The 20,478-nt window shown below is 55.8% G+C and carries 16 protein-coding genes; 4 read left to right on the top strand and 12 right to left on the bottom strand.

From position 1 onward, the window contains the following. Positions 1 to 122 precede the first annotated feature (122 nt). The 5 genes from ABWO67_RS06110 to ABWO67_RS06090 form a co-directional block, all read right to left on the bottom strand. Positions 123 to 1,466 carry a tryptophan--tRNA ligase gene (locus ABWO67_RS06110; protein ID WP_353149004.1) on the bottom strand — a complete coding sequence of 448 codons (1,344 nt, stop codon included), beginning with the start codon at positions 1,464 to 1,466 and terminating at the stop codon, positions 123 to 125. A 58-nt stretch (positions 1,467 to 1,524) separates the two neighbouring features. After that, a complete protein-coding gene (gene zapE / locus ABWO67_RS06105) occupies positions 1,525 to 2,616 on the bottom strand; it encodes a cell division protein ZapE (protein ID WP_353149001.1) in 1,092 nt (363 codons plus the stop codon). Between the two features lie 81 nt (positions 2,617 to 2,697). Beyond that, on the bottom strand, positions 2,698 to 4,125 hold the full coding sequence (gene lpdA, locus ABWO67_RS06100; protein WP_353148999.1) for a dihydrolipoyl dehydrogenase: 1,428 nt from the start codon (positions 4,123 to 4,125) through the stop codon (positions 2,698 to 2,700). 149 nt (positions 4,126 to 4,274) lie between these two features. After that, positions 4,275 to 5,483, bottom strand: coding sequence for a 2-oxoglutarate dehydrogenase complex dihydrolipoyllysine-residue succinyltransferase (odhB, locus tag ABWO67_RS06095; RefSeq protein ID WP_353148997.1), 1,209 nt, complete (start codon positions 5,481 to 5,483; stop codon positions 4,275 to 4,277). A gap of 23 nt (positions 5,484 to 5,506) precedes the next feature. Further along, positions 5,507 to 8,377, bottom strand: a complete 2,871-nt coding sequence (locus ABWO67_RS06090; RefSeq protein WP_353148995.1) for a 2-oxoglutarate dehydrogenase E1 component — start codon at positions 8,375 to 8,377, stop codon at positions 5,507 to 5,509. A gap of 427 nt (positions 8,378 to 8,804) precedes the next feature. Here ABWO67_RS06090 and ABWO67_RS06085 point away from each other — a divergent pair, with 427 nt between their 5' ends. After that, positions 8,805 to 11,102, top strand: a complete 2,298-nt coding sequence (locus tag ABWO67_RS06085; RefSeq protein WP_353148992.1) for an NADP-dependent malic enzyme — start codon at positions 8,805 to 8,807, stop codon at positions 11,100 to 11,102. A gap of 88 nt (positions 11,103 to 11,190) precedes the next feature. Here the strand turns inward: ABWO67_RS06085 and ABWO67_RS06080 are convergent, their stop codons facing one another. The 7 genes from ABWO67_RS06080 to ABWO67_RS06050 form a co-directional block, all read right to left on the bottom strand. Beyond that, a complete protein-coding gene (locus ABWO67_RS06080) occupies positions 11,191 to 12,495 on the bottom strand; it encodes a citrate synthase (RefSeq protein ID WP_353148989.1) in 1,305 nt (434 codons plus the stop codon). An 18-nt stretch (positions 12,496 to 12,513) separates the two neighbouring features. Beyond that, on the bottom strand, positions 12,514 to 12,774 hold the full coding sequence (locus ABWO67_RS06075; protein WP_353148987.1) for a succinate dehydrogenase assembly factor 2: 261 nt from the start codon (positions 12,772 to 12,774) through the stop codon (positions 12,514 to 12,516). A gap of 14 nt (positions 12,775 to 12,788) precedes the next feature. Next, entirely contained in the window at positions 12,789 to 13,505 is a 717-nt protein-coding gene (locus tag ABWO67_RS06070; protein ID WP_353148984.1) for a succinate dehydrogenase iron-sulfur subunit, read from the bottom strand. 13 nt (positions 13,506 to 13,518) lie between these two features. Next, entirely contained in the window at positions 13,519 to 15,294 is a 1,776-nt protein-coding gene (gene sdhA / locus ABWO67_RS06065; RefSeq protein ID WP_353148981.1) for a succinate dehydrogenase flavoprotein subunit, read from the bottom strand. 3 nt (positions 15,295 to 15,297) lie between these two features. Beyond that, positions 15,298 to 15,681, bottom strand: a complete 384-nt coding sequence (gene sdhD, locus ABWO67_RS06060; RefSeq protein ID WP_353148978.1) for a succinate dehydrogenase, hydrophobic membrane anchor protein — start codon at positions 15,679 to 15,681, stop codon at positions 15,298 to 15,300. Next, entirely contained in the window at positions 15,681 to 16,094 is a 414-nt protein-coding gene (gene sdhC, locus ABWO67_RS06055; RefSeq protein WP_353148975.1) for a succinate dehydrogenase, cytochrome b556 subunit, read from the bottom strand. The genes sdhD and sdhC overlap by 1 nt, the downstream gene beginning before the upstream one ends. A 95-nt stretch (positions 16,095 to 16,189) precedes the next feature. Further along, on the bottom strand, positions 16,190 to 16,957 hold the full coding sequence (locus ABWO67_RS06050) for a GntR family transcriptional regulator (RefSeq protein WP_353148972.1): 768 nt from the start codon (positions 16,955 to 16,957) through the stop codon (positions 16,190 to 16,192). 306 nt (positions 16,958 to 17,263) lie between these two features. On the opposite strand from ABWO67_RS06050, the gene ABWO67_RS06045 reads away from it, so the two are divergent. The 3 genes from ABWO67_RS06045 to prpC all read left to right on the top strand — a co-directional run bounded on the left by ABWO67_RS06045 (position 17,264) and on the right by prpC (position 20,435). Then, on the top strand, positions 17,264 to 18,253 hold the full coding sequence (locus tag ABWO67_RS06045) for a malate dehydrogenase (RefSeq protein ID WP_353148969.1): 990 nt from the start codon (positions 17,264 to 17,266) through the stop codon (positions 18,251 to 18,253). Between the two features lie 105 nt (positions 18,254 to 18,358). Beyond that, complete coding sequence (gene prpB / locus ABWO67_RS06040; protein ID WP_353148966.1) at positions 18,359 to 19,252, top strand: methylisocitrate lyase; 894 nt, start codon at positions 18,359 to 18,361, stop codon at positions 19,250 to 19,252. A 19-nt stretch (positions 19,253 to 19,271) separates the two neighbouring features. Then, entirely contained in the window at positions 19,272 to 20,435 is a 1,164-nt protein-coding gene (gene prpC / locus ABWO67_RS06035) for a bifunctional 2-methylcitrate synthase/citrate synthase (protein ID WP_353148963.1), read from the top strand. The last annotated feature ends 43 nt before the right edge of the window (positions 20,436 to 20,478 follow it).

Here is a 20,478-nt window from a genome sequence, read left to right as displayed (position 1 = left end):
CCCCTGACACAACCGCCTTTCTCAAGAACGAAAAACCGCCCTCACCGCGTCCACGCAATAGCGCGACCTTGTGGCCCCCATGCACCACCGCGAACCCTGTTAACACCTCGAGCAAAAATGCCCTAGCCCTGGCTTAAACCATCGATAGCCAATGCCACGGACTCGAGCTTGGCAGCGGGAAAGCTGGCAACAAGCGTCCCGTCTATGTTGACCTGCACTATTCCGTTGTCTTCAGTGGCCAACGATGATAACGGCGCATTCTGCATCGCCTGCGTCAGTGCGCCTATCGCCTTGGGGTTGTCAAACGGTTCGGAAAGAAGCAATTCCAGGCCATCGGCGCCCAGCAAGCGGAAACGGAACTTGCCGGCTTCGTCGCGAAAACTGACAAAACGCGCGTGCTTACCTGCCTGCTTTTTATCAGCGGCGCCAGCACGCTTGCCTGCGACCACGGCAGGAGCCGCCCGCAAGCCAACGGCATCGCGCAAACGAGCCATGAAGGGTTGCGACAGGCTGCGCGCCTTGGCGGCGCCAGCCTGTAAAATATCCTCGATACGGTCAGGCCTGTCCATCAGGTCGGCGTACCGTTCGCGCATGGGCGCAAGCTCTTGCTCGATACGGGCAGCCAATAGGTTTTTGGCGTCTCCCCAACCCAACCCGGACTCAAGCTGTTGGCGGAAGTCGAGCGACTCAGCCGGCGTAGCGAAAGCCCGGTACAGGCTGAACAAATGCGACCCTTCGGCATCCTTGGGCTGACCAGGCTCGAGCGAATCGGTGACGATACGCATGATCGCGGGGCGCAGCGCTTTGGCGCCACCCTCGAACAAGGGAATCGTATTGTCATAGCTTTTTGACATTTTCCGTCCATCCAGGCCGGGCAATGTGGCGACGTCGTCATCGATCTGCACTTCGGGCATGACAAAGAACTCGCTGCCTTGCCCATACAAATGATTGAACCGCTGGGCGATATCACGCGTCATCTCGATGTGCTGAATTTGATCCCGCCCAACCGGCACCTTATTGGCGTTGAACATCAGGATGTCAGCCGCCATCAATATCGGGTACGAGAACAGGCCCATATTGACGCCGTCATCAGGCTCTACCTGCTTGGCAAGATTCTGATCCACCGATGCTTTATACGCATGGGCCCGATTCATCAGGCCCTTGGCCGTTACGCAAGTCAGCATCCAGCACAGCTCCGGTATCTCGGGAATGTCGGACTGGCGATAAAAAGTCACCTTTTCAGGATCAAGCCCTGCGGCGATCCAGGTAGCGGCAATTTCAAGACGTGAACGCGCAATACGCTGTGGATCACCGCACTTGATCAGCGCATGATAATCGGCCATGAAATAGAACGCATCGACACCCGGCAAATTACTAGCCTGTATCGACGGCCTGATAGCGCCGGCATAATTGCCTAAATGAGGAGTTCCGGATGTCGTAATGCCAGTTAATACGCGGGTATTCATATATCGCTTGAAGAAAATAGGTTGCAAGGAAGGCGCTTGCTTTGCAGGTCGACAGCCTTTATAGGGTAACCGCCTCGCGCCGTTCCGATTCCAGGTACTCGCGCGACTGCATCTCCATGATGCGCGAAACTGTGCGGTGAAACTCGTTAGCCATGGGGCCTTCGGTATAAAGTTGATCGGCCTCGCACTCGGCGGAAATAATAAGCTTGATCTTGTGATCGTAGAACACATCAATAAGCCAGGTAAAGCGGCGCGCTTCGGACGCATTGCGCGGGCCCATACGCGGCACGTCGGACAGAATCACCGTATGGAAACGGCTGGCCAGGTCCAGATAGTCGTTCTGAGAACGTGGTCCGCCGCACAACGTGGCGAAGTCGAACCAGACTATGCTGCCGCCCAGCGCCACCGCCTTGAGTTCGCGATGCTCTACCGTCAGCACGGGCTTGAGCGGCGCCGTATCCAGCAAGCGATCGAAGTCAGCTTGCAGTTCTTTATTGGTATTGGCGCTTATGGGCGTCAGGTACATGCGCACCTGCTCCAGCGCGCGGCGGCGGTAATCCACGCCAACATCCACGTTCAGGATATCCATTCGTTCCTGGATAAGCTTGATGGCGGGAAGTATGCGGTCGCGGTGCAAGCCATCGGGATACAGCGTGGAAGGCTCGTAATTGGAGGTCATGACAAACGATGTACCGTACTCGAAAAGTTTGAGCAAAAGCCGGTACAGTATCATCGCGTCGGCCACATCAGACACGTGGAACTCGTCAAAGCAGATCAAGCGATAGCGCTTGGCAATACGCCGCGCGACCTCGTCCAGCGGGTCTTGCTGGCCGCGCACTTCGCCGAGCTCGTGGTGCACACCCCGCATGAACTCGTGAAAATGCAGGCGCGTCTTGCGCTTGACTGGCACCGTGAGAAAGAACGCATCCATTAAAAAGCTTTTCCCGCGCCCTACGCCACCCCACAGGTAAACACCGCGAGGTACATCAGGGCGCCGGAAAATCTTCTTCAAAGACGACGAGCGGGCGTTCTTGAAATTGACCCAATCATCAAAATACCTTTGCAGGCGCTCAATGGCGGTCAGTTGTGCTTCATCGCTGCGATAGGCACGCTCTTTTAGCGTGTGGTGGTAATACTCAAGAACATTCATAAAAACAGGCTCGTATAACGATGAAGGGCGAGTCAATAATACCCGCCCTTCATCAGGTCACGCTATGTGCGACATCAACAATTAAAAGTTAAGCGTACGCTTGTCGACCGCCAGGGCCGCCTCTTTCATTGCTTCGGACAGCGTGGGGTGCGCGTGGCAGATACGAGCGATGTCTTCGGCCGCCCCGCGGAACTCCATGATGGTGACCGCTTCGGAGATCAGTTCGGAAGCCTGAGGACCGATAATGTGCACGCCCAAGACTTCATCCGTCTTGGCATCAGCAAGAATCTTCACGAAGCCAGTCGTATCGCCAAGTGCGCGTGCACGGCCGTTTGCCATGAACGGGAAGCTGCCGGCCTTGTACTCACGGCCTTCGGTCTTGAGTTGCTGCTCGTTCTTGCCCACCCAGGCAATTTCAGGCGAGGTATAAATGACCGAAGGAATTGTGCCGAAATTGACGTGACCGTGCTGTCCCGAGATACGCTCAGCTACGGCAACACCCTCTTCTTCAGCCTTGTGCGCCAGCATCGGACCGCGCACGACATCGCCGACTGCCCATACATTAGGCAAGTTGGTCTTGCAATCGTCGTCCACGACAACAAAGCCGCGCTCGTCGAGCTTTAAGCCAACTGTTTCTACGCCCAGGCCGGCCACGTTGGGAACGCGCCCGATGGATACGATAAGCTTATCTACAGACAGCTTTTGTTCGGCACCGGATGCGTCGGTATAAGGCACGCTAACGGACTTGGCTGTTGCCTTGACTTCACCGATTTTGACGCCGGTATGGATAGCCAGGCCTTGTTTGGCAAACGCCTTTTGTGCTTCCTTGGCAACCTGCTGGTCAGCCACAGCAAGAAAATCAGGCATGGCTTCAAGTATGGTTACCTCGGCACCCAGGCGGCGCCAGACGCTACCCAGTTCCAGGCCAATCACGCCAGCCCCGATGACGCCCAGCTTCTTGGGCACAGCAGGGATACGCAAGGCGCCGTCATTGGACAAGACCTGAGTTTCATCGAATGGCAAGCCGGGCAAAGCGCGTGGCGACGAACCAGTGGCGATGATGACGTGCTTGGCGACCAGGTCTTCCTCGGCTTTACCGGAAACCTTGATGGACCAGCCGCCATCGACGTACGCGGCGAACGAACCGGTACCGTGGAAATAGGTAACCTTGTTCTTCTTGAACAAGTACAAAATGCCATCGTTATTTTGTTTTACTACCGTATCCTTGCGGCCAACCAAGGTGTCGAGCTTGAGTTCGATACCCTTGATTTCAATGCCGTGCTCTGCAAAATGATGATTGGCCTGCTCGAAATGCTCGGAAGACTGCAACAGTGCTTTGGAAGGGATGCAACCTACGTTGGTGCAGGTGCCGCCTGGCGCCGGCTTGCCGTCGGCAGTGCTCCAGGCATCGATACATGCCACGTTCAGACCCAGCTGCGCCGCGCGAATAGCGGCAATGTACCCGCCAGGGCCCGCGCCAATGACGACTACGTCAAATTGTTTAGCCATATTTTTCTCGATAGATAGTGTTGAGGCAAACCCCGCAAAGGGTTCGCGAACCTTGGGAAACCAGCAGCGTTGCTACGAAGTAAAAACCCGGCAGAGGCGCGCCTGGTTAAAGGTGCGCCCGCCGGGTATTTACGCCGTCAGCTGCATGCTTAGACGTCCAGCAACAGACGCTGTGGATCTTCCAGCGCTTCCTTGATAGCCACCAGCGCCAGCACTGCTTCACGCCCGTCGATGATGCGATGGTCGTAAGACATGGCCAGGTAATTCATGGGGCGAATCACGATCTGGCCGTTCTCGACGACTGCACGGTCTTTCGTGGCATGGATGCCCAGAATGGCCGACTGCGGAGGGTTGATGATGGGTGTCGACAGCATGGAACCGAATACGCCGCCATTGGAAATCGAGAACGTACCACCGGTGAGTTCTTCCAGGGTCAGCTTGCCGTCGCGTGCACGGTTACCAAAATCGGCAATTTGCTTTTCGATATCGGCAATCGACATTTGGTCCGCATTGCGCAAAATAGGCACAACCAGGCCGCGCGGGCTGCCCACTGCGATACCGATATCGAAGTAGCCGTGATAAATAATGTCTTTACCGTCGACCGACGCGTTGACAACGGGATACTTCTTCAGGGCTGCAACTGCGGCCTTGACGAAGAACGATGTAAAGCCCAGCTTGACGCCGTGCTCTTTCTCGAACTGATCTTTGTACTTTTTACGCAGATCAAGAATGCCCTGCATGTTGACTTCGTTGAAAGTCGTAAGAATGGCATTGTCAGCTTGCGACTGCAAAAGACGCTCGGCGACGCGAGCACGCAAACGGCTCATGGGAACGCGCTGTTCAGGACGGCCATCGAGCGAAAGAGTAGCGGGCGCTGCGGGTGCAGCCGCTTTCTTGGCTGGTGCATTGTCGGCGGCAAGGGCGTCGCCCTTGGTAATGCGGCCGCCGCGGCCGGAGCCTTCGACCGATGCGGCGTCAACGCCCTTTTCCGCCAGGATCTTGCTGGCAGCAGGCGATGCCACGGCGGAAGCCGCAGCCGCTGGCGCTGCCGCCGCCGACGAAGCTGCCGCTGCTGCAGGAGCTGGTTCGGCGGCTGGCGCTGCAGCAGCTGCTTTGCCTTCGGTGTCGATGCGCGCCATCACTTCGCCAGAAGCCACGGTGCTGCCATCACCCTTGACGATTTCCTTGAGTACGCCCGACGCTGGTGCGGGGACTTCCAGAACCACTTTATCCGTTTCGACTTCTATCAGAATCTCGTCGGCCTCGACAGCTTCCCCGGGTTGTTTTTTCCAGGTGAGCAACGTTGCCTCGGAAACCGATTCGGAAAGCTGGGGAACGAGAACATCAGTAATAGCCATGGTATGTATTCCGTTTTGAAAAATTATTTGGTCAGCATAAAGCTTTTGAACTTGGGCGCCAGAGCTTGCTCGAGCAAGTTCCGTTGTTGCTCTTGGTGTTTAGCCAGGTAGCCCACTGCAGGAGACGCCGAAGCAGCGCGCCCTGCATAGCCCAGCTTTTGGCCGTCGGCCATATTTTCGTACAGATGATGCTGAATATAAAACCAGGGGCCCTGATTCTGGGGTTCATCTTGCACCCAGACGATTTCCTTGGCATTGGGATATTTGTGCAACTCGGCCTGGAAGGACTTGTGCGCAAACGGATACAACTGTTCGACACGCAGTATCGCCACATCGTTGCGGCCAGCTTCTTTGCGTGCATGCACGATATCGTAGTAAACCTTGCCCGAACAAACCAGCACGCGGGAAACGGCAGCCGGATCGATACTGGCATCTTGTTCGCCGATGACAGGCAGGAACTGGCTATTGGCGAGGTCGGCAAGCGGTGAGGTTGCCTCTTTGTTGCGCAACAGCGACTTGGGCGTAAGTATGATCAGCGGCTTGCGGAACGGCCGGATCATCTGGCGACGCAAGACGTGGAAAATTTGCGCGCCATTGGTGGGCTGTACAACCTGGATATTGTTGTCGGCACACAATTGCAGGAAACGCTCGATACGGGCCGATGAGTGCTCGGGGCCCTGACCTTCGTAACCATGTGGCAGCATCAACGTAAGGCCGCATTGGCGCCCCCACTTGGCTTCACCGGAAGTAATGAACTGGTCGATCACGACCTGCGCGCCGTTGACGAAATCGCCGAACTGCGCTTCCCAAATGGTAAGCGTATTGGGCTCAGCGGTTGCATAGCCGTACTCGAAAGCCAGGACAGCCTCTTCCGACAAGACCGAATCGATAACCGTAAAGGGAGCCTGGCCATCGGATACGTTTTGCAGCGGAATATATGTGCCGTCGTTCCAGCGCTCACGCTTCTGGTCGTGCAAGACAGCGTGGCGATGGGTGAAGGTGCCGCGGCCGGAGTCCTGGCCGGTAATCCGTATGGCATAACCGCTGGCAACCAACGTGGCAAACGCCAAGTGCTCGCCCATGCCCCAGTCTACGTTCTGCTCGCCACGAGCCATGTTGCGGCGATCGTTGAGCAGTTTATTGACCAACGAATGCACCGTAAAGTTTTCAGGCACAGCGGTGAGCTTTTCGCCGATGCGGGTCAGCTCGGCAAGCGGCACACCGGTATCGGCCTGATCAGTCCACTTGGCGCCCAGGAAGGGGGACCAATCGGTAGAGTACTTGTTTTTGTAGTCCGTCAATACAGGCTCAATGGTGCGCTGGCCGTCTTCCATGAGTTGACGGTAGTCTTTAACCATTTGGTCTGTTTCTTCAACGGTCAAAATACCTTGAGCCACCAGCTTGTCTGCGTAGACTTTGCGTGTACCTGGGTGCTTGCCGATGCTTTTGTACATCAACGGCTGGGTAAGGGACGGTGTGTCTTGTTCGTTGTGACCCAGCTTGCGGAAACACACGATGTCGACCACGACGTCGTGATGGAACTGCAGACGATAGTCGAGAGCCAGTTGCGTGACGTAAACCACAGCTTCAGGATCGTCGCCGTTAACGTGGAACACAGGCGCCTGAATCATTTTTACGACGTCAGTGCAATACAGCGTGGAACGCGTATCGCGGGGGTCTGAAGTCGTAAAGCCGATTTGGTTATTGATGACAATGTGCAGCGTGCCGCCGGTACCGTAACCGCGCGTTTGCGCAAGGTTAAGGGTTTCCATGACCACGCCCTGCCCTGCGAAGGCGGCATCGCCATGAACCAGAACCGGCAGGACCTGGGCACCGACTTCGTCGCCGCGGCGATCTTGGCGGGCGCGTACGCTGCCTTCGACTACGGGGTTGACGATTTCGAGGTGCGACGGGTTAAACGCCAACGATAAATGAAGAGGACCGCCACGCGTGGAAAGGTCGCTGGAAAAACCATTATGGTATTTCACGTCGCCATCGGTCAGGCCTTCAGCGTGCTTGCCTTCGAACTCAGCGAACAAGTCGCCGGGCATTTTGCCCATGATGTTGACGAGCATGTTCAGGCGCCCGCGGTGAGCCATGCCCACGACGAGTTCCTGTACACCGTTTTCACCCGCATGGCCTACCACTTCGTCCATGGAGGCAATAAAGCTTTCACCGCCTTCCAGCGAGAAGCGCTTTTGCCCCACGTACTTGGTATGCAGGAAGCGCTCGAGGCCTTCTGCCTCGGTGATCTGCTGCAGAATGTGACGCTTGCGCTCGACAGAAAACGACGGAACGCCCAATGTAGATTCCAGGCGCTCCTGGATCCAGCGCTTGGCGGCAGGGTCGGAAATATGCATGAATTCAGCGCCGACACTGCGGCAATACGTATCGCGCAAAGCCTTGAGCATGTCGCGCATGGTCATGGTGTCGGCTTTGGTGAAATAGGTATTCGTGGCTGAATAGACCTGATCAAGATCCGCTTCGGTCAGGCCGTAAAAACTTGGGTCGAGCTCGGGGATTACCGGACGATCCTGGCGCTTTAGCGGGTCGAGTTCAGCAAAACGGGAGCCCAATGACCGATAGGCGGCAATGATGGACTGAACATAGACCTGCTTGCCAGCGACGGTAAGGTCGGGCTCTTGGGCACGCGCAACAAAGGCATTGGCCTTGGCTCGCTGTGCAAATGACTCGACTATGGGCGCATGGGCCTGGTCGCGCGTAATCTCGCGACCATCAGTTGCAGGCTGATGCTGCAACTGGTCAAAATAATTACGCCACTCATCCGGCACAGAGCCGGGGTTGTCGAGGTAGGATTCATACAGATCCTCGACATATGGGGCGTTACTACCAAATAGGTAAGAATTGGATAAAAGTTCTATTTCCGATGACATATATGCGCTTCACCTATCCGAGTGTCTCACTCGTTATGATGCAGGGAACAACCTTCCGCGACACGGCCAGACCGGTTAGCGGATAGCGGGGCAGAAGGCAACGTACGACGCCTTAGTAAGCCGTATTCGCACTAGTATACCTATGAAGCATTGGGGGGCAAAACGAAACCCCGAAATGTTCGGCAAAAGGCGGTAAAGCGTTGGCATTAACAAACACCTCGTGTTTATTCGCGGACGGGAAAGCAATTTATTGTTGTCTTATGCTGAAATTGACTCATCAGGCAATTTTCAACCGCACTACACTTGCAGCTTATGGTAGCGTAACGGCCTTGCCGTAAACCCGCACGTCAAAAAAGAACAAGTGCCGCCAGAACCAGAATATTCCAAACCATATTATTTTTTTCTATTCTATTCAGGAGTTACCTAAATGGACACTAACGCCGACCTCGCAAAGCTGGCCCTTGATTATCACGCCTACCCGAATCCAGGGAAAATATCGGTCATGCCGACCAAGCCGCTGGCCAACCAGGATGATTTATCGCTGGCCTACTCGCCAGGCGTCGCCTTTGCATGCATGAGCATTCATGCCGAAGGCGAAGATGCCGCCGCCAAATATACGTCCCGCTCAAACCTGGTGGGCGTGATCACCAATGGCACGGCGGTTCTGGGCCTGGGCAATATAGGCCCGCTCGCTGCCAAACCGGTCATGGAAGGCAAAGGTTGCCTATTCAAGAAGTTTGCCGGGATCGACGTTTTCGATATCGAACTCAACGAGAACGATCCCGACAAGCTGGTTGATATCATTGCGGCTCTCGAACCGACGCTGGGCGGCGTCAACCTTGAGGACATCAAAGCGCCTGAATGCTTCTATATCGAGAAGAAGCTGCGCGAACGCATGAAAATCCCGGTATTCCACGATGACCAGCACGGCACGGCCATTATTTCTTCAGCCGCCATCATCAACGGCTTGAAGGTCGTTGGCAAGAAAATCGAAGATGTGAAACTGGTGTGCTCAGGCGCAGGCGCGGCGGCAATTGCCTGCTTGAACCTGCTGGTCAATCTGGGCGTGCAGAAATCAAATATTTATGTCGTGGACTCGCGCGGTGTAATCTGGAAGGGCCGCGAAGAAAACATGGAGCCCAACAAGGCGGGCTACGCCCAGAATACGGACGCGCGCACGCTGGCCGACGCTTGCGTTGACGCGGACGTCTTCCTGGGTTGTTCGGCACCCGGAGTGCTGACCGCCGACATGGTCAAGACCATGGCCCGCAGCCCGCTTATTCTTGCCCTGGCCAACCCCGAGCCCGAAATCCGGCCCGAGATCGCCAAGGCGGCACGGCCAGACTGCATCATCGCCACCGGCCGCTCCGACTACCCGAACCAAGTCAACAACGTATTGTGCTTCCCCTTCATATTCCGAGGCGCCATGGATGTCGGCGCGACCGTCATCAACGAGGAAATGAAACTGGCATGCGTAAAGGCCATTGCCGAGCTGGCGGAAGCCGAGCAAAACGATGAGGTGGCCACCGCCTATGCAGGGCAAGAGCTGGAGTTTGGTCCCGATTACATCATCCCCAAACCTTTCGACCCACGCCTCATCGTCAAAATAGCGCCCGCGATTGCCGAAGCGGCCATGGCCTCCGGCGTAGCCAGGCGCCCTATCGAAGACATGGAAGCCTACCGGCAAAAACTCATGAGTCTGGTGTATCACACCGGCCAATTGATGCGCCCGCTATTCATGCAAGCCAAAAGCGCGCCCAAACGCGTTATCTATGCAGACGGCGAAGACGAGCGCGTACTGCGTGCGGCACAAACAGTGGTTGACGAAAAATTTGCGCATCCCATTCTGGTGGGCCGGCCTTCCGTGATCGAAATGCGCATCAAGAAGTTCGGACTGCGCCTGGTGGTCGGCAAGGACATTGAAATCGTCAACCCCGAAGATGACGATCGTTTCAACGAAACCTGGACGGCCTACTACAAGCTCAAGGGCCGCGATGGCGTCACCCCTGATATCGCCAAGGCGATGGTGCGCAAGCACAATTCGTTAATCGCAGTCATGCTGCTTCAACGCGGCGATGCCGATGCCATGATCTGCGGGGTAGCCAGCCGCTTCGACAACCAGCTTAAGTATGTCGAGCAGGTAATTGGCCTGAAACCAGGCGCAAAAACCTTCGCTGCGATGAACGTGTTAATGCTGCCTACGCAGACCTTGTTTATTTGCGATACGCACGTAAACGAAGATCCAACTGCAGAGCAAATCGCAGACATGACGATCCAAGCTGCTGACGAAATCCTTCGTTTCGGCGTAGTGCCAAAAGTTGCCTTACTGTCTCATTCCAACTTCGGCAGCCGGTCGACAGCATCTTCACGCAAGATGGCCGAAGCGCGCCGCCTTATTTCAGAACGTGCACCCAACCTGGAAGTGGACGGCGAAATGCATGCTGACTCAGCGTTGTCGGAAACAATCCGTCTGAAGGCCTTCCCGGATTCAACGCTTAAGGGTCCGGCTAATTTGTTGATCACGCCAAACCTGGACACCGGAAACATTACCTACAACATGCTCAAGATGACAGGCAGCAACGGCGTGGCAATGGGCCCGGTGCTTTTGGGCGCCGCGCGTCCAGTGCATGTATTGACGACAAGTTCCACGGTGCGCCGTATCGTTAACATGACGGCCTTGGCGGTCGTCGATGCGCAACAAGAGGCTGGCCAGGTTCAGTTGTAATCGTGAATAGCTGATAAGCAACTATTCAACCAAAAGCAAAAAGAGCCGCCGAGACATACTCGGCGGCCCTTTCTTATTCAACTACCTATCAACGGCTGGCGGGAACGTCGCGCGATTCCGAACCGGTGTACAACTGGCGTGGACGGCCGATTTTGTAATCGGGATCCGACAGCATTTCGTTCCACTGGGCGATCCAGCCCACTGTACGCGCCAATGCAAAAATGGCGGTGAACAATGCGGTAGGAATACCAATGGCGCGCTGCACGATGCCCGAGTAGAAATCAACGTTCGGGTAAAGTTTGCGCTCGACGAAATATGGATCTTCAAGCGCAATGCGCTCGACTTCCATGGCCAGCTTGAACAGCGGATCGTTTTCCAGACCCAACGCCGCCAATACTTCCTTGCACGTTTCCTGCATCAGCTTGGCACGTGGATCGTAGTTCTTGTAGACGCGGTGACCAAAGCCCATCAGGCGAACGCCTGAATTCTTGTCCTTGACCTTTTCCATGAACTCGCCGACCTTGTCGATGCCACCATTGGCTTGCAAGTCTTCAAGCATTTGCAGGCATGCTTCGTTGGCGCCGCCATGAGCCGGACCCCACAAGCAACCTACCCCGGCAGCAATCGCCGCGAACGGATTGGTGCCCGACGAACCGCACAAGCGCACGGTGGATGTCGATGCATTTTGCTCGTGATCGGCGTGCAGAATGAAGATGCGATCCAAGGCACGTTCAACAACCTCATTGACCTTGTATTCTTCGCAAGGCGTGGCAAACATCATGCGCAGGAAATTGCCCGTGTAAGACAAATCATTCTGCGGATAAATGAAAGGCTGGCCTTGCGAGTACTTGTACGCCATGGCAACCAAAGTTGGCATTTTGGCGATCAAGCGGATTGCGGACACATGACGATGATGCGGGTTGGTGATGTCGGTGGAGTCGTGATAGAAAGCCGACAACGCCCCGACCAACCCGGTCAGGACGGCCATTGGGTGCGCATCGCGACGGAAGCCGCGCAGGAAAAAATGCAATTGTTCGTTGACCATGGAATGGTGCGTAACGAGCGAATCGAATTCCGTTTTTTGCGTACTGCTAGGCAGTTCGCCGTTCAGGATAAGGTAGCTGATATCCATGAAGTCGCATTTTTGCGCAAGCTGGTCGATAGGATAGCCGCGATACAGCAATTCGCCCTTGTCGCCATCAATATACGTAATAGCAGATTCGCATGACGCCGTCGCCATAAAGCCTGGGTCGTAGGTGAACATGCCTGTTTGACCATACAGCTTGCGGATATCGATTACCTCGGGGCCGACTGTTCCCTGATATACGGGAAACTCAATTGGCGCACTGCCATCGGAAAACGATAGCGTGGCTTTTTTATCTGACAATTGCATCAAATTATTCCTTAAAAATTAGAGCTTCTGCATTTGCGCAACCAATCGACGAATATCGGGCGTATTGTAAACACCGTCCAACTCCTCGCGAGCCAGCAATACATCAAGCAAATCGTTATCGTCCATCTCAAATAACAAAGACAAGGCGGAAACGTCTACGTCGGTTAATTCGGCTTCGTATTGATCTAAAAATCGAGTGATGATCAGGTCATTTTCCAGCAGTCCCCTACGCGCACGCCACCTGAGGCGAGCGCGTTCCAGCTCTGACAACGTTCTCATCAATAACCCAAACCCTAAATAGTGCGACGGACCAGGAGTTCCTTGATCTTGCCGATAGCGGCGGAAGGATTAAGGCCCTTGGGACAGACGTCGGCGCAGTTCATGATGGTGTGGCAACGGAACAGCCGGTAAGGATCTTCCAGATTGTCGAGACGTTCACCAGTCGCTTCGTCGCGAGTATCCACGATGAACCGGTATGCCTGCAACAGTCCGGCGGGGCCCACAAACTTGTCCGGATTCCACCAGAACGACGGGCAAGCTGTGGAACAGCATGCGCACAAGATGCACTCGTACAAGCCATCGAGCTCTTCGCGCGCCTCGGGGGTCTGCAAACGCTCTTTTTCGGGCGGCGGCTGATCGTTGATCAGGAACGGCTTGATCGAATGGTACTGATTAAAGAAGTGCGTCATGTCGACGATCAAGTCGCGCACCACCGGCAAACCTGGCAATGGTTTGAGCACGATAGGCTCTTTCAGTTCCAGCAAGTTGGTCGTGCAGGCCAGGCCGTTCTTGCCATTGATATTCATGGCATCAGAACCGCATACCCCTTCGCGGCAAGACCGGCGAATAGCCAGGCTGTCGTCGACATCGCTTTTGATGCGGATGATCGCATCGAGAAGCATCTTGTCGGTGGGTTCTAGTTCGACTTCAAGCTTCTGCATATAGGGCCGCTCGTCCTTATCGGGATCGTAGCGGTAGATTTCAAACTTGACGGTACGTTTTTGACTCATTTCGATATCCTGCTTAGAAGGTCCGCGCTTTGGGCGGAATACTGTCTACGGTAAGCGGTTTCATTTGCACCGGCTTATATGCGAGACGGCTGCCTTCGGAGAACCACAAAGTATGGCGCAACCAGTTCTCGTCGTCACGATCGGGATGGTCGTTGAGCGCGTGCGCTCCGCGGCTTTCCGTGCGATTGGCGGCCGACTTGGTCGTGGCGCGCGCAACTTCGATCATGTTGGTGACTTCGAGCGCTTCGATACGCGCCGTGTTAAAGACCTTGGACTTGTCTTTGAAATAGAGGCTTTCGACTTGAGGAGCCAAGCTTTCGATGGCGTCCACACCCTTGTTCAGGAGATCGAGCGTACGGAACACGCCGCAATGATGTTGCATGGCCATGCGGATGGCATTGCCGACATCGGGTGTTGTTTCGCCGCTGGTACGGGTTTCCAGCTTATTGACGCGATCCAGCGAGAAATCGATAGCCGACTCAGGAATATTTTGGTGCGCATGCTCGCGTTCAGGATGCGACTCAACAATGTGGTTGCCCGCCGAACGGCCAAACACGATCAGATCCAGCAACGAGTTTGTGCCGAGACGGTTGGCACCGTGCACCGATGTCGCGGCGCATTCGCCAATGGCGTACAAACCGTTGACCGGCTTGGTGTCGCCATTCTGCAAGGTAACGACCTGACCATAGATGTTGGTAGGAATGCCGCCCATTTGATAGTGAATCGTCGGCACAACGGGGATGGGATCCTTGATAGGATCGACGTTGGCGAATTTGATTGCGATTTCACGAATGGAAGGCAGACGTTTCTTGATGGTATCCGCACCAAGGTGATCGAGCTTGAGCACGACGTAGCTTCCATCGCCGCAACCGCGGCCTTCCTTGATTTCCTGGTCCATTGAGCGAGAAACAAAGTCGCGTGGGGCCAAATCTTTAAGCGTAGGAGCGTAGCGCTCCATGAAGCGCTCGCCGTCTTTATTCAGCAAGATCCCGCCTTCGCCGCGGACGCCTTCGGTAATCAGTACGCCAGCCCCGGCCACGCCGGTTGGGTGGAACTGCCAGAACTCCATGTCTTGCAAAGGCAAGCCTGCACGTGCGGCCATACCCAGCCCGTCGCCAGTATTGATGAAGGCATTGGTCGATGCAGCCCAAATACGGCCTGCCCCGCCAGTTGCCAGCACAGTTTGCTTGGCTTCAAGCACGTAGATTTCGCCGGTTTCCATTTCCAGAGCGGTAACGCCCAGAACGTCGCCTGCGTCGTTGCGCAAGAGGTCCAGCGCCATCCACTCTACAAAAAACTGCGTGCGGGCGGCTACGTTGCGCTGATACAGCGTGTGCAACATGGCGTGGCCGGTACGGTCGGCAGCGGCACAGGCGCGCTGGACAGGTTTTTCACCGAAATTGGCGGTGTGCCCACCGAAGGGACGCTGATAAATGGTGCCATCGGCGTTACGGTCGAATGGCATGCCGTAGTGTTCGAGTTCGTAGACGGCATTAGGCGCTTCGCGGCACATGAACTCGATAGCATCCTGGTCACCGAGCCAGTCGGAACCTTTGACGGTATCGTACATATGCCAGTACCAATGATCCTCGCTCATGTTGCCTAGCGATGCGCTGACACCGCCCTGGGCCGCGACCGTGTGCGAACGCGTCGGGAAAACTTTGGACAAAACGGCGACGGACAAGCCGGCCTGTGCCAGTTGCAGCGAGCAACGCATGCCGGCCCCGCCGGCACCTACGACCACCACATCAAACTGGCGGCGTGGTAAGGAATTTTTGACAGCAGCCACGGCTTATAAGCTCCAGAGAATTTTTGCAAAATAGACAACGGCGCCTACCAGCCACAAGGCGGTCAGGACTTGCAGGAACAGACGCAGACCTGCGGAACGGACGTAGTCCATCCAGATGTCGCGCACACCTATCCATGCATGCCAGGCCAGCGAGATGAATGCCAGCGTAGCCAACAAAGATCCCACGGGGATGCCCGCACAGGTAAAGGTAAACAGGCGACGCCAGTTTTCGAAATTCATTTCGGAGGTAAAGATAATTCCGAAAAACAGCACCAGCGTGTAGACGGCCATGATGATGGCTGTAACACGCTGAACGATGAAATCCATGGTGCCGTAATGGGCACCGACTACCAGGCGTTTCGTGCCAAGACGTTCTTGAGTCGCCATTACCACACCCCAAACAATTTAAGACCGAACACCACTGTCAGCGCCAGGCTGACACCCAACACGACCCCGGCGGTTTTTTGCGCGGTGTGCTTGTCGTTGCCCATATGCAGATCGAGGAACAAATAACGAATGCCCGCACAGAAGTGATGCAGGTAGCCCCAGATAAGCACCAGCAGAATCAGCTTGCACAACGGATTGGCAACCCAGGACTGGATGCTTGCATAGCTTTCTGGCGACGTCACGCTGAGCGCGAAGAGAGGCAAAATGACCAACGGTAAACAGACGAACAACAACGCGCCGCTGATACGGTGCAAGATTGACGTTTTTCCTGCCAGGGGCAGGCGGTAGCTCATGATCTGCAGAATGCTGAGATTGCGAAACTGCGGACGTGGCTTTGAAGCTGAATCGGACATGACGGCCTCGAGTTATAACAAATAATTTATTGCAAAGCGCTACTGGTATTTTCGCCTATTTAAGCAACTGGGATCAAATGGGCAAAAAACCGTAATCAATTCAAACTGTTCTTGTAATGGAATCGTTCAGTTACATACAATCCCCTGCGAACTTCCATGGGCCTGTCCCCATAGGTATAAGACACACGCTCGACCTGCAGCAAGGGGCTGGCCAACGCTACCTGGAGCGTGTCCGCCTGATCCTGGGAAGCCGAGACGGCCCGTATTTTTTCTTCGGCGCGAACCATGCTGACCCCAAATTCGGATTCGAACAAGCCATACAAAGGGCCGCGGTAGCGCGCCAGCGAGTCGGCGGTAAGACCGCGAAACACAGCCCCCGGCAACCAGATGTCGTCCAGTATGGTGGGAATTTGGTCAAATGAAAGCAATCGACGCAGATTGACCACCATGTCGGCAGTACGCAATTCAAGCAAGGCCGCGATATCGGCGGGCGCTTTCACGCGCCGGCATTCCAGTATTTGGCTGCCTGAAACGGGCTGCTTGCCGTCGTCGGGTGTAAGCCGCAGAAACCGAAAGCGCACACGGGCTTCGTGATGTGTTGCCACGAATGTACCCTTGCCCTGCCTGCGGAGCAACAAGTTTTCGGCAGCCAGTTCATCGATCGCCTTGCGCACGGTACCCTGGCTTACCTGAAAACGGGAGGCCAGTTCGAATTCGCTTGGAATAGCTTCGCCCGGTTTCCATTCGCCGCGATCCAGGCTTTGCAGCAACAAACCCTTGATCTGCTGGTACAACGGGCTGAACGCCGCGCTGCTGGCAGAGCGATCGGTGTCGACTCGATCAGTTAAGGGATTAGTGGACATGAGGCATGTATTAAGTATGGTATCGGCCAGGCGCCTAGAAAAGCGTTCTCGGAAAACATTCCCGGAACGCCCGCTATTTTCGCATGCTTGGCGGATTCTGTCTAACACTCTTCTGTCTTATATAAGATATAAGACGTTTGACGAAGCGCATTATTTTGGATAATCTACCAAGCTGCGGCTGCGCGCTCGTTCGTCATGCGGTTTCCCGTGTGCCCTTGCCTACATTCGTCATGTATCAGCAGCCAAAAGATTTACACTACGAATTGTCTGTACCCTCTTATTCATAATACCCACGGGAGATTGTCCATGTCCAAACCCGCCATGCGTGTCGCCGTTACCGGCGCTGCCGGTCAAATCGGTTACGCCCTGCTTTTCCGTATCGCTTCGGGCGAGATGCTCGGCAAAGATCAGCCCGTCATTCTCCAATTGCTGGAAATTCCCGACGAAAAAGCTCAAAAGGCGCTGCAAGGCGTCATGATGGAGCTCGATGACTGCGCCTTCCCATTGCTGCAAGGCATGACTGCGCACGGCGACGCGCGCGAAGCATTCAAGGATGTCGACGTTGCATTGCTGGTCGGTGCCCGCCCACGCGGCCCAGGCATGGAACGCAAAGACCTGCTGCAAGTGAACGCACAAATTTTCACGGCCCAGGGCAAAGCGCTTAATGACGTCGCCAGCCGCGATGTCAAGGTGCTGGTCGTCGGCAACCCTGCCAATACCAATGCCTACATTGCCATGAAATCGGCGCCCGACCTTCCCGCCAAGAATTTCACCGCCATGCTGCGCCTGGATCACAATCGCGCCCTGTCACAGTTGGCTGCCAAATCGGGCAAGCCTGTCGCCGACATCGAAAACCTGATCGTCTGGGGCAACCACTCGCCCACCATGTATCCCGACACGCGTTTCGCTACGGTCGGCGGTGCAAGCCTGCCAGCCCTCATCAACGATGAAGCCTGGAATCGCGACACCTTTATCCCCACTGTGGGCAAACGCGGCGGCGCCATCATCGAAGCACGCGGCTTATCGTCAGCGGCATCGGCTGCCAATGCCGCTATCGACCATATTCACGACTGGGTCCTCGGCTCGAATGGCAAATGGGTCACGATGGGTGTTCCATCCGATGGCTCCTACGGCATTCCCGAAGGAATCATCTACGGCGTGCCTGTCACAACCGCCAACGGCGAATACACCCGTGTCGAAGGCCTGGAAATCGACGCCTTCTCGCGCGAACGCATGGACTTCACCCTGAACGAGCTTCTTGAAGAGCGCGACGGGGTAAAAGACCTGTTGAAGTAATGCAGTCCAAGCAAGGCCCGGTAATTCGGGCCTTGCTTTTGCCAGCAAGCGCTTTGCGCGCCCCCATTTGTTTTCAGGCTGACGCAGCCTTTTCCGGAGAACCTCATGACCCGCCCCGCCTCCCCCGGCGCCCTGTTTCGCCAGGCCCTGAAAGAAGAGCAGCCGCTACAAATCATTGGCGCCATTAACGCCAATCACGCTTTACTGGCCAAACGCGCCGGCTATCGCGCCATCTACCTTTCGGGTGGCGGCGTTGCCGCTGGCTCGCTGGGCTTGCCCGATCTGGGCATCAATAACCTGGACGACGTACTGACGGATATCCGTCGCATCACGGATGTTTGCGATGTCCCCCTGGTCGTCGATATCGATACCGGTTTTGGCCCGTCTGCTTTCAATATTGCCCGTAGCGTCAAAAGCCTGATCAAGTTTGGCGCGGCCGCCTGCCACATCGAAGACCAGGTCGGCGCCAAACGTTGTGGCCACCGCCCCGGCAAAGAAATTGTCGGCACCCAGGAAATGGCTGACCGCGTCAAATCGGCAGTCGATGCCCGCACCGATACCGATTTCTTTATTATCGCCCGCACCGACGCCATCGCCGTCGACGGCGTTGACGCCGCGCTGGAACGCGCCGTTGCTTGTGTCGAAGCGGGCGCCGACGCCATCTTCGCCGAAGCCTCTTATGACCTGGCCACCTACGAACGCTTCACGAAGGCTCTCAACGTGCCCGTGCTGGCGAACATCACCGAATTCGGCCAGACACCCTTGTTTACCGTAGAAGAGCTGGCCAGTGTGGGCGTAGGCATGGTGCTTTACCCTCTGTCAGCATTCCGCGCCATGAACAAGGCAGCTGAAACCGTCTACACGGCAATACGCAAAGATGGCCACCAGAAAAACGTCATCGATACGATGCAGACTCGCGAAGAGCTCTACGATCGCATCGGATACCATGAATTTGAGTCCCGCCTTGATGCACTTTTCCAGCAGGGCAAATCGAAATAACCTTTTCAGGAGTTGAGACATGGCTACTACCGATACAAAAGACATTAAACCCGGTCCTAAACCAAAGAAATCCGTTGCCCTTTCGGGCGTCGTAGCAGGCAACACCGCCTTGTGCACCGTAGGGCGCAGCGGCAACGATCTGCACTACCGCGGTTACGATATTCTCGATATCGCGGAAACCTGCGAGTTCGAAGAAGTCGCCCACCTGCTTATTCACGGCAAGCTGCCCAACAAGGCAGAGCTCAAGACCTACAAGGAAAAACTGCGCAGCATGCGCGGCCTTCCCGCCGCGCTGCAAAGCGCCCTGGAAGCGCTGCCGGCCGCCAGCCACCCGATGGACGTCATGCGGACTGCGGTTTCAGTGCTGGGTTGCGTGCTGCCTGAAAAAGATGACCATAACGCCCCCGACGCCCGCGATATCGCCGATCGTCTGATGGCCAATCTGGGTTCAGCGCTTCTGTATTGGTATCACTTCAGCCATAACGGCCGCTTCATCGACGTGCAAACTGACGACGACAGCATCGGCGGCCACTTCCTGCACCTGCTGCACGGCACAGAACCCAACGAAGATTGGGTTCGCGCCATGCATACCTCGCTTATCCTTTACGCCGAGCACGAATTCAATGCATCCACCTTTACCAGCCGCGTAATCGCCGGTACAGGCTCTGACATGTATTCGGCCATTGCAGGCGGAATCGGCGCGCTGCGCGGCCCCAAGCATGGCGGCGCCAACGAAGTGGCATTCGAAGTCCAAAAACGCTACGACACTCCCGACGAGGCCGAAGCCGACATTCGTCGCCGCGTCGAAAACAAAGAAGTGGTGATCGGCTTCGGGCACCCCGTTTACACGGTATCCGATCCGCGCAACAAGGTCATCAAGGAAGTTGCTCGCAAACTGTCCAAGAAACAAGGCAACACGAAAATGTTCGACATCGCCGAACGCCTTGAAAGCGCCATGTGGGACGCCAAAAAAATGTTCCCGAACCTGGACTGGTTCTCGGCCGTTTCCTACCACATGATGGGTGTACCTACAGCCATGTTCACGCCGTTGTTCGTGATTGCCCGTACAGCGGGCTGGGCTGCGCACGTCCTTGAGCAGCGTGCCGACAACAAGATCATCAGGCCTACCGCCAACTATATCGGCCCTGAAGATCAAAAGTTCGTTCCGCTCGCCAAGCGCTAACAGCGACAGGGGGGGGAAGCCCGGGCTCCGTGCCCCGGCGGCT

Source organism: Pollutimonas bauzanensis (genome assembly GCF_040393045.1).
In the GTDB taxonomy this organism is placed as follows: domain Bacteria; phylum Pseudomonadota; class Gammaproteobacteria; order Burkholderiales; family Burkholderiaceae_B; genus Pollutimonas; species Pollutimonas bauzanensis_A.
This window is presented reverse-complemented; position numbering and strand designations above follow the sequence as displayed.

Coding starts and splice junctions, on each gene's coding strand:
- ABWO67_RS06110 (WP_353149004.1), bottom strand. CDS start 1,466: ATGAATACCCGCGTATTAACTGGCATTACGACATCCGGAACTCCTCAT.
- zapE (WP_353149001.1), bottom strand. CDS start 2,616: ATGAATGTTCTTGAGTATTACCACCACACGCTAAAAGAGCGTGCCTAT.
- lpdA (WP_353148999.1), bottom strand. CDS start 4,125: ATGGCTAAACAATTTGACGTAGTCGTCATTGGCGCGGGCCCTGGCGGG.
- odhB (WP_353148997.1), bottom strand. CDS start 5,483: ATGGCTATTACTGATGTTCTCGTTCCCCAGCTTTCCGAATCGGTTTCC.
- ABWO67_RS06090 (WP_353148995.1), bottom strand. CDS start 8,377: ATGTCATCGGAAATAGAACTTTTATCCAATTCTTACCTATTTGGTAGT.
- ABWO67_RS06085 (WP_353148992.1), top strand. CDS start 8,805: ATGGACACTAACGCCGACCTCGCAAAGCTGGCCCTTGATTATCACGCC.
- ABWO67_RS06080 (WP_353148989.1), bottom strand. CDS start 12,495: ATGCAATTGTCAGATAAAAAAGCCACGCTATCGTTTTCCGATGGCAGT.
- ABWO67_RS06075 (WP_353148987.1), bottom strand. CDS start 12,774: ATGAGAACGTTGTCAGAGCTGGAACGCGCTCGCCTCAGGTGGCGTGCG.
- ABWO67_RS06070 (WP_353148984.1), bottom strand. CDS start 13,505: ATGAGTCAAAAACGTACCGTCAAGTTTGAAATCTACCGCTACGATCCC.
- sdhD (WP_353148978.1), bottom strand. CDS start 15,681: ATGGCGACTCAAGAACGTCTTGGCACGAAACGCCTGGTAGTCGGTGCC.
- sdhC (WP_353148975.1), bottom strand. CDS start 16,094: ATGTCCGATTCAGCTTCAAAGCCACGTCCGCAGTTTCGCAATCTCAGC.
- ABWO67_RS06050 (WP_353148972.1), bottom strand. CDS start 16,957: ATGTCCACTAATCCCTTAACTGATCGAGTCGACACCGATCGCTCTGCC.
- ABWO67_RS06045 (WP_353148969.1), top strand. CDS start 17,264: ATGTCCAAACCCGCCATGCGTGTCGCCGTTACCGGCGCTGCCGGTCAA.
- prpB (WP_353148966.1), top strand. CDS start 18,359: ATGACCCGCCCCGCCTCCCCCGGCGCCCTGTTTCGCCAGGCCCTGAAA.
- prpC (WP_353148963.1), top strand. CDS start 19,272: ATGGCTACTACCGATACAAAAGACATTAAACCCGGTCCTAAACCAAAG.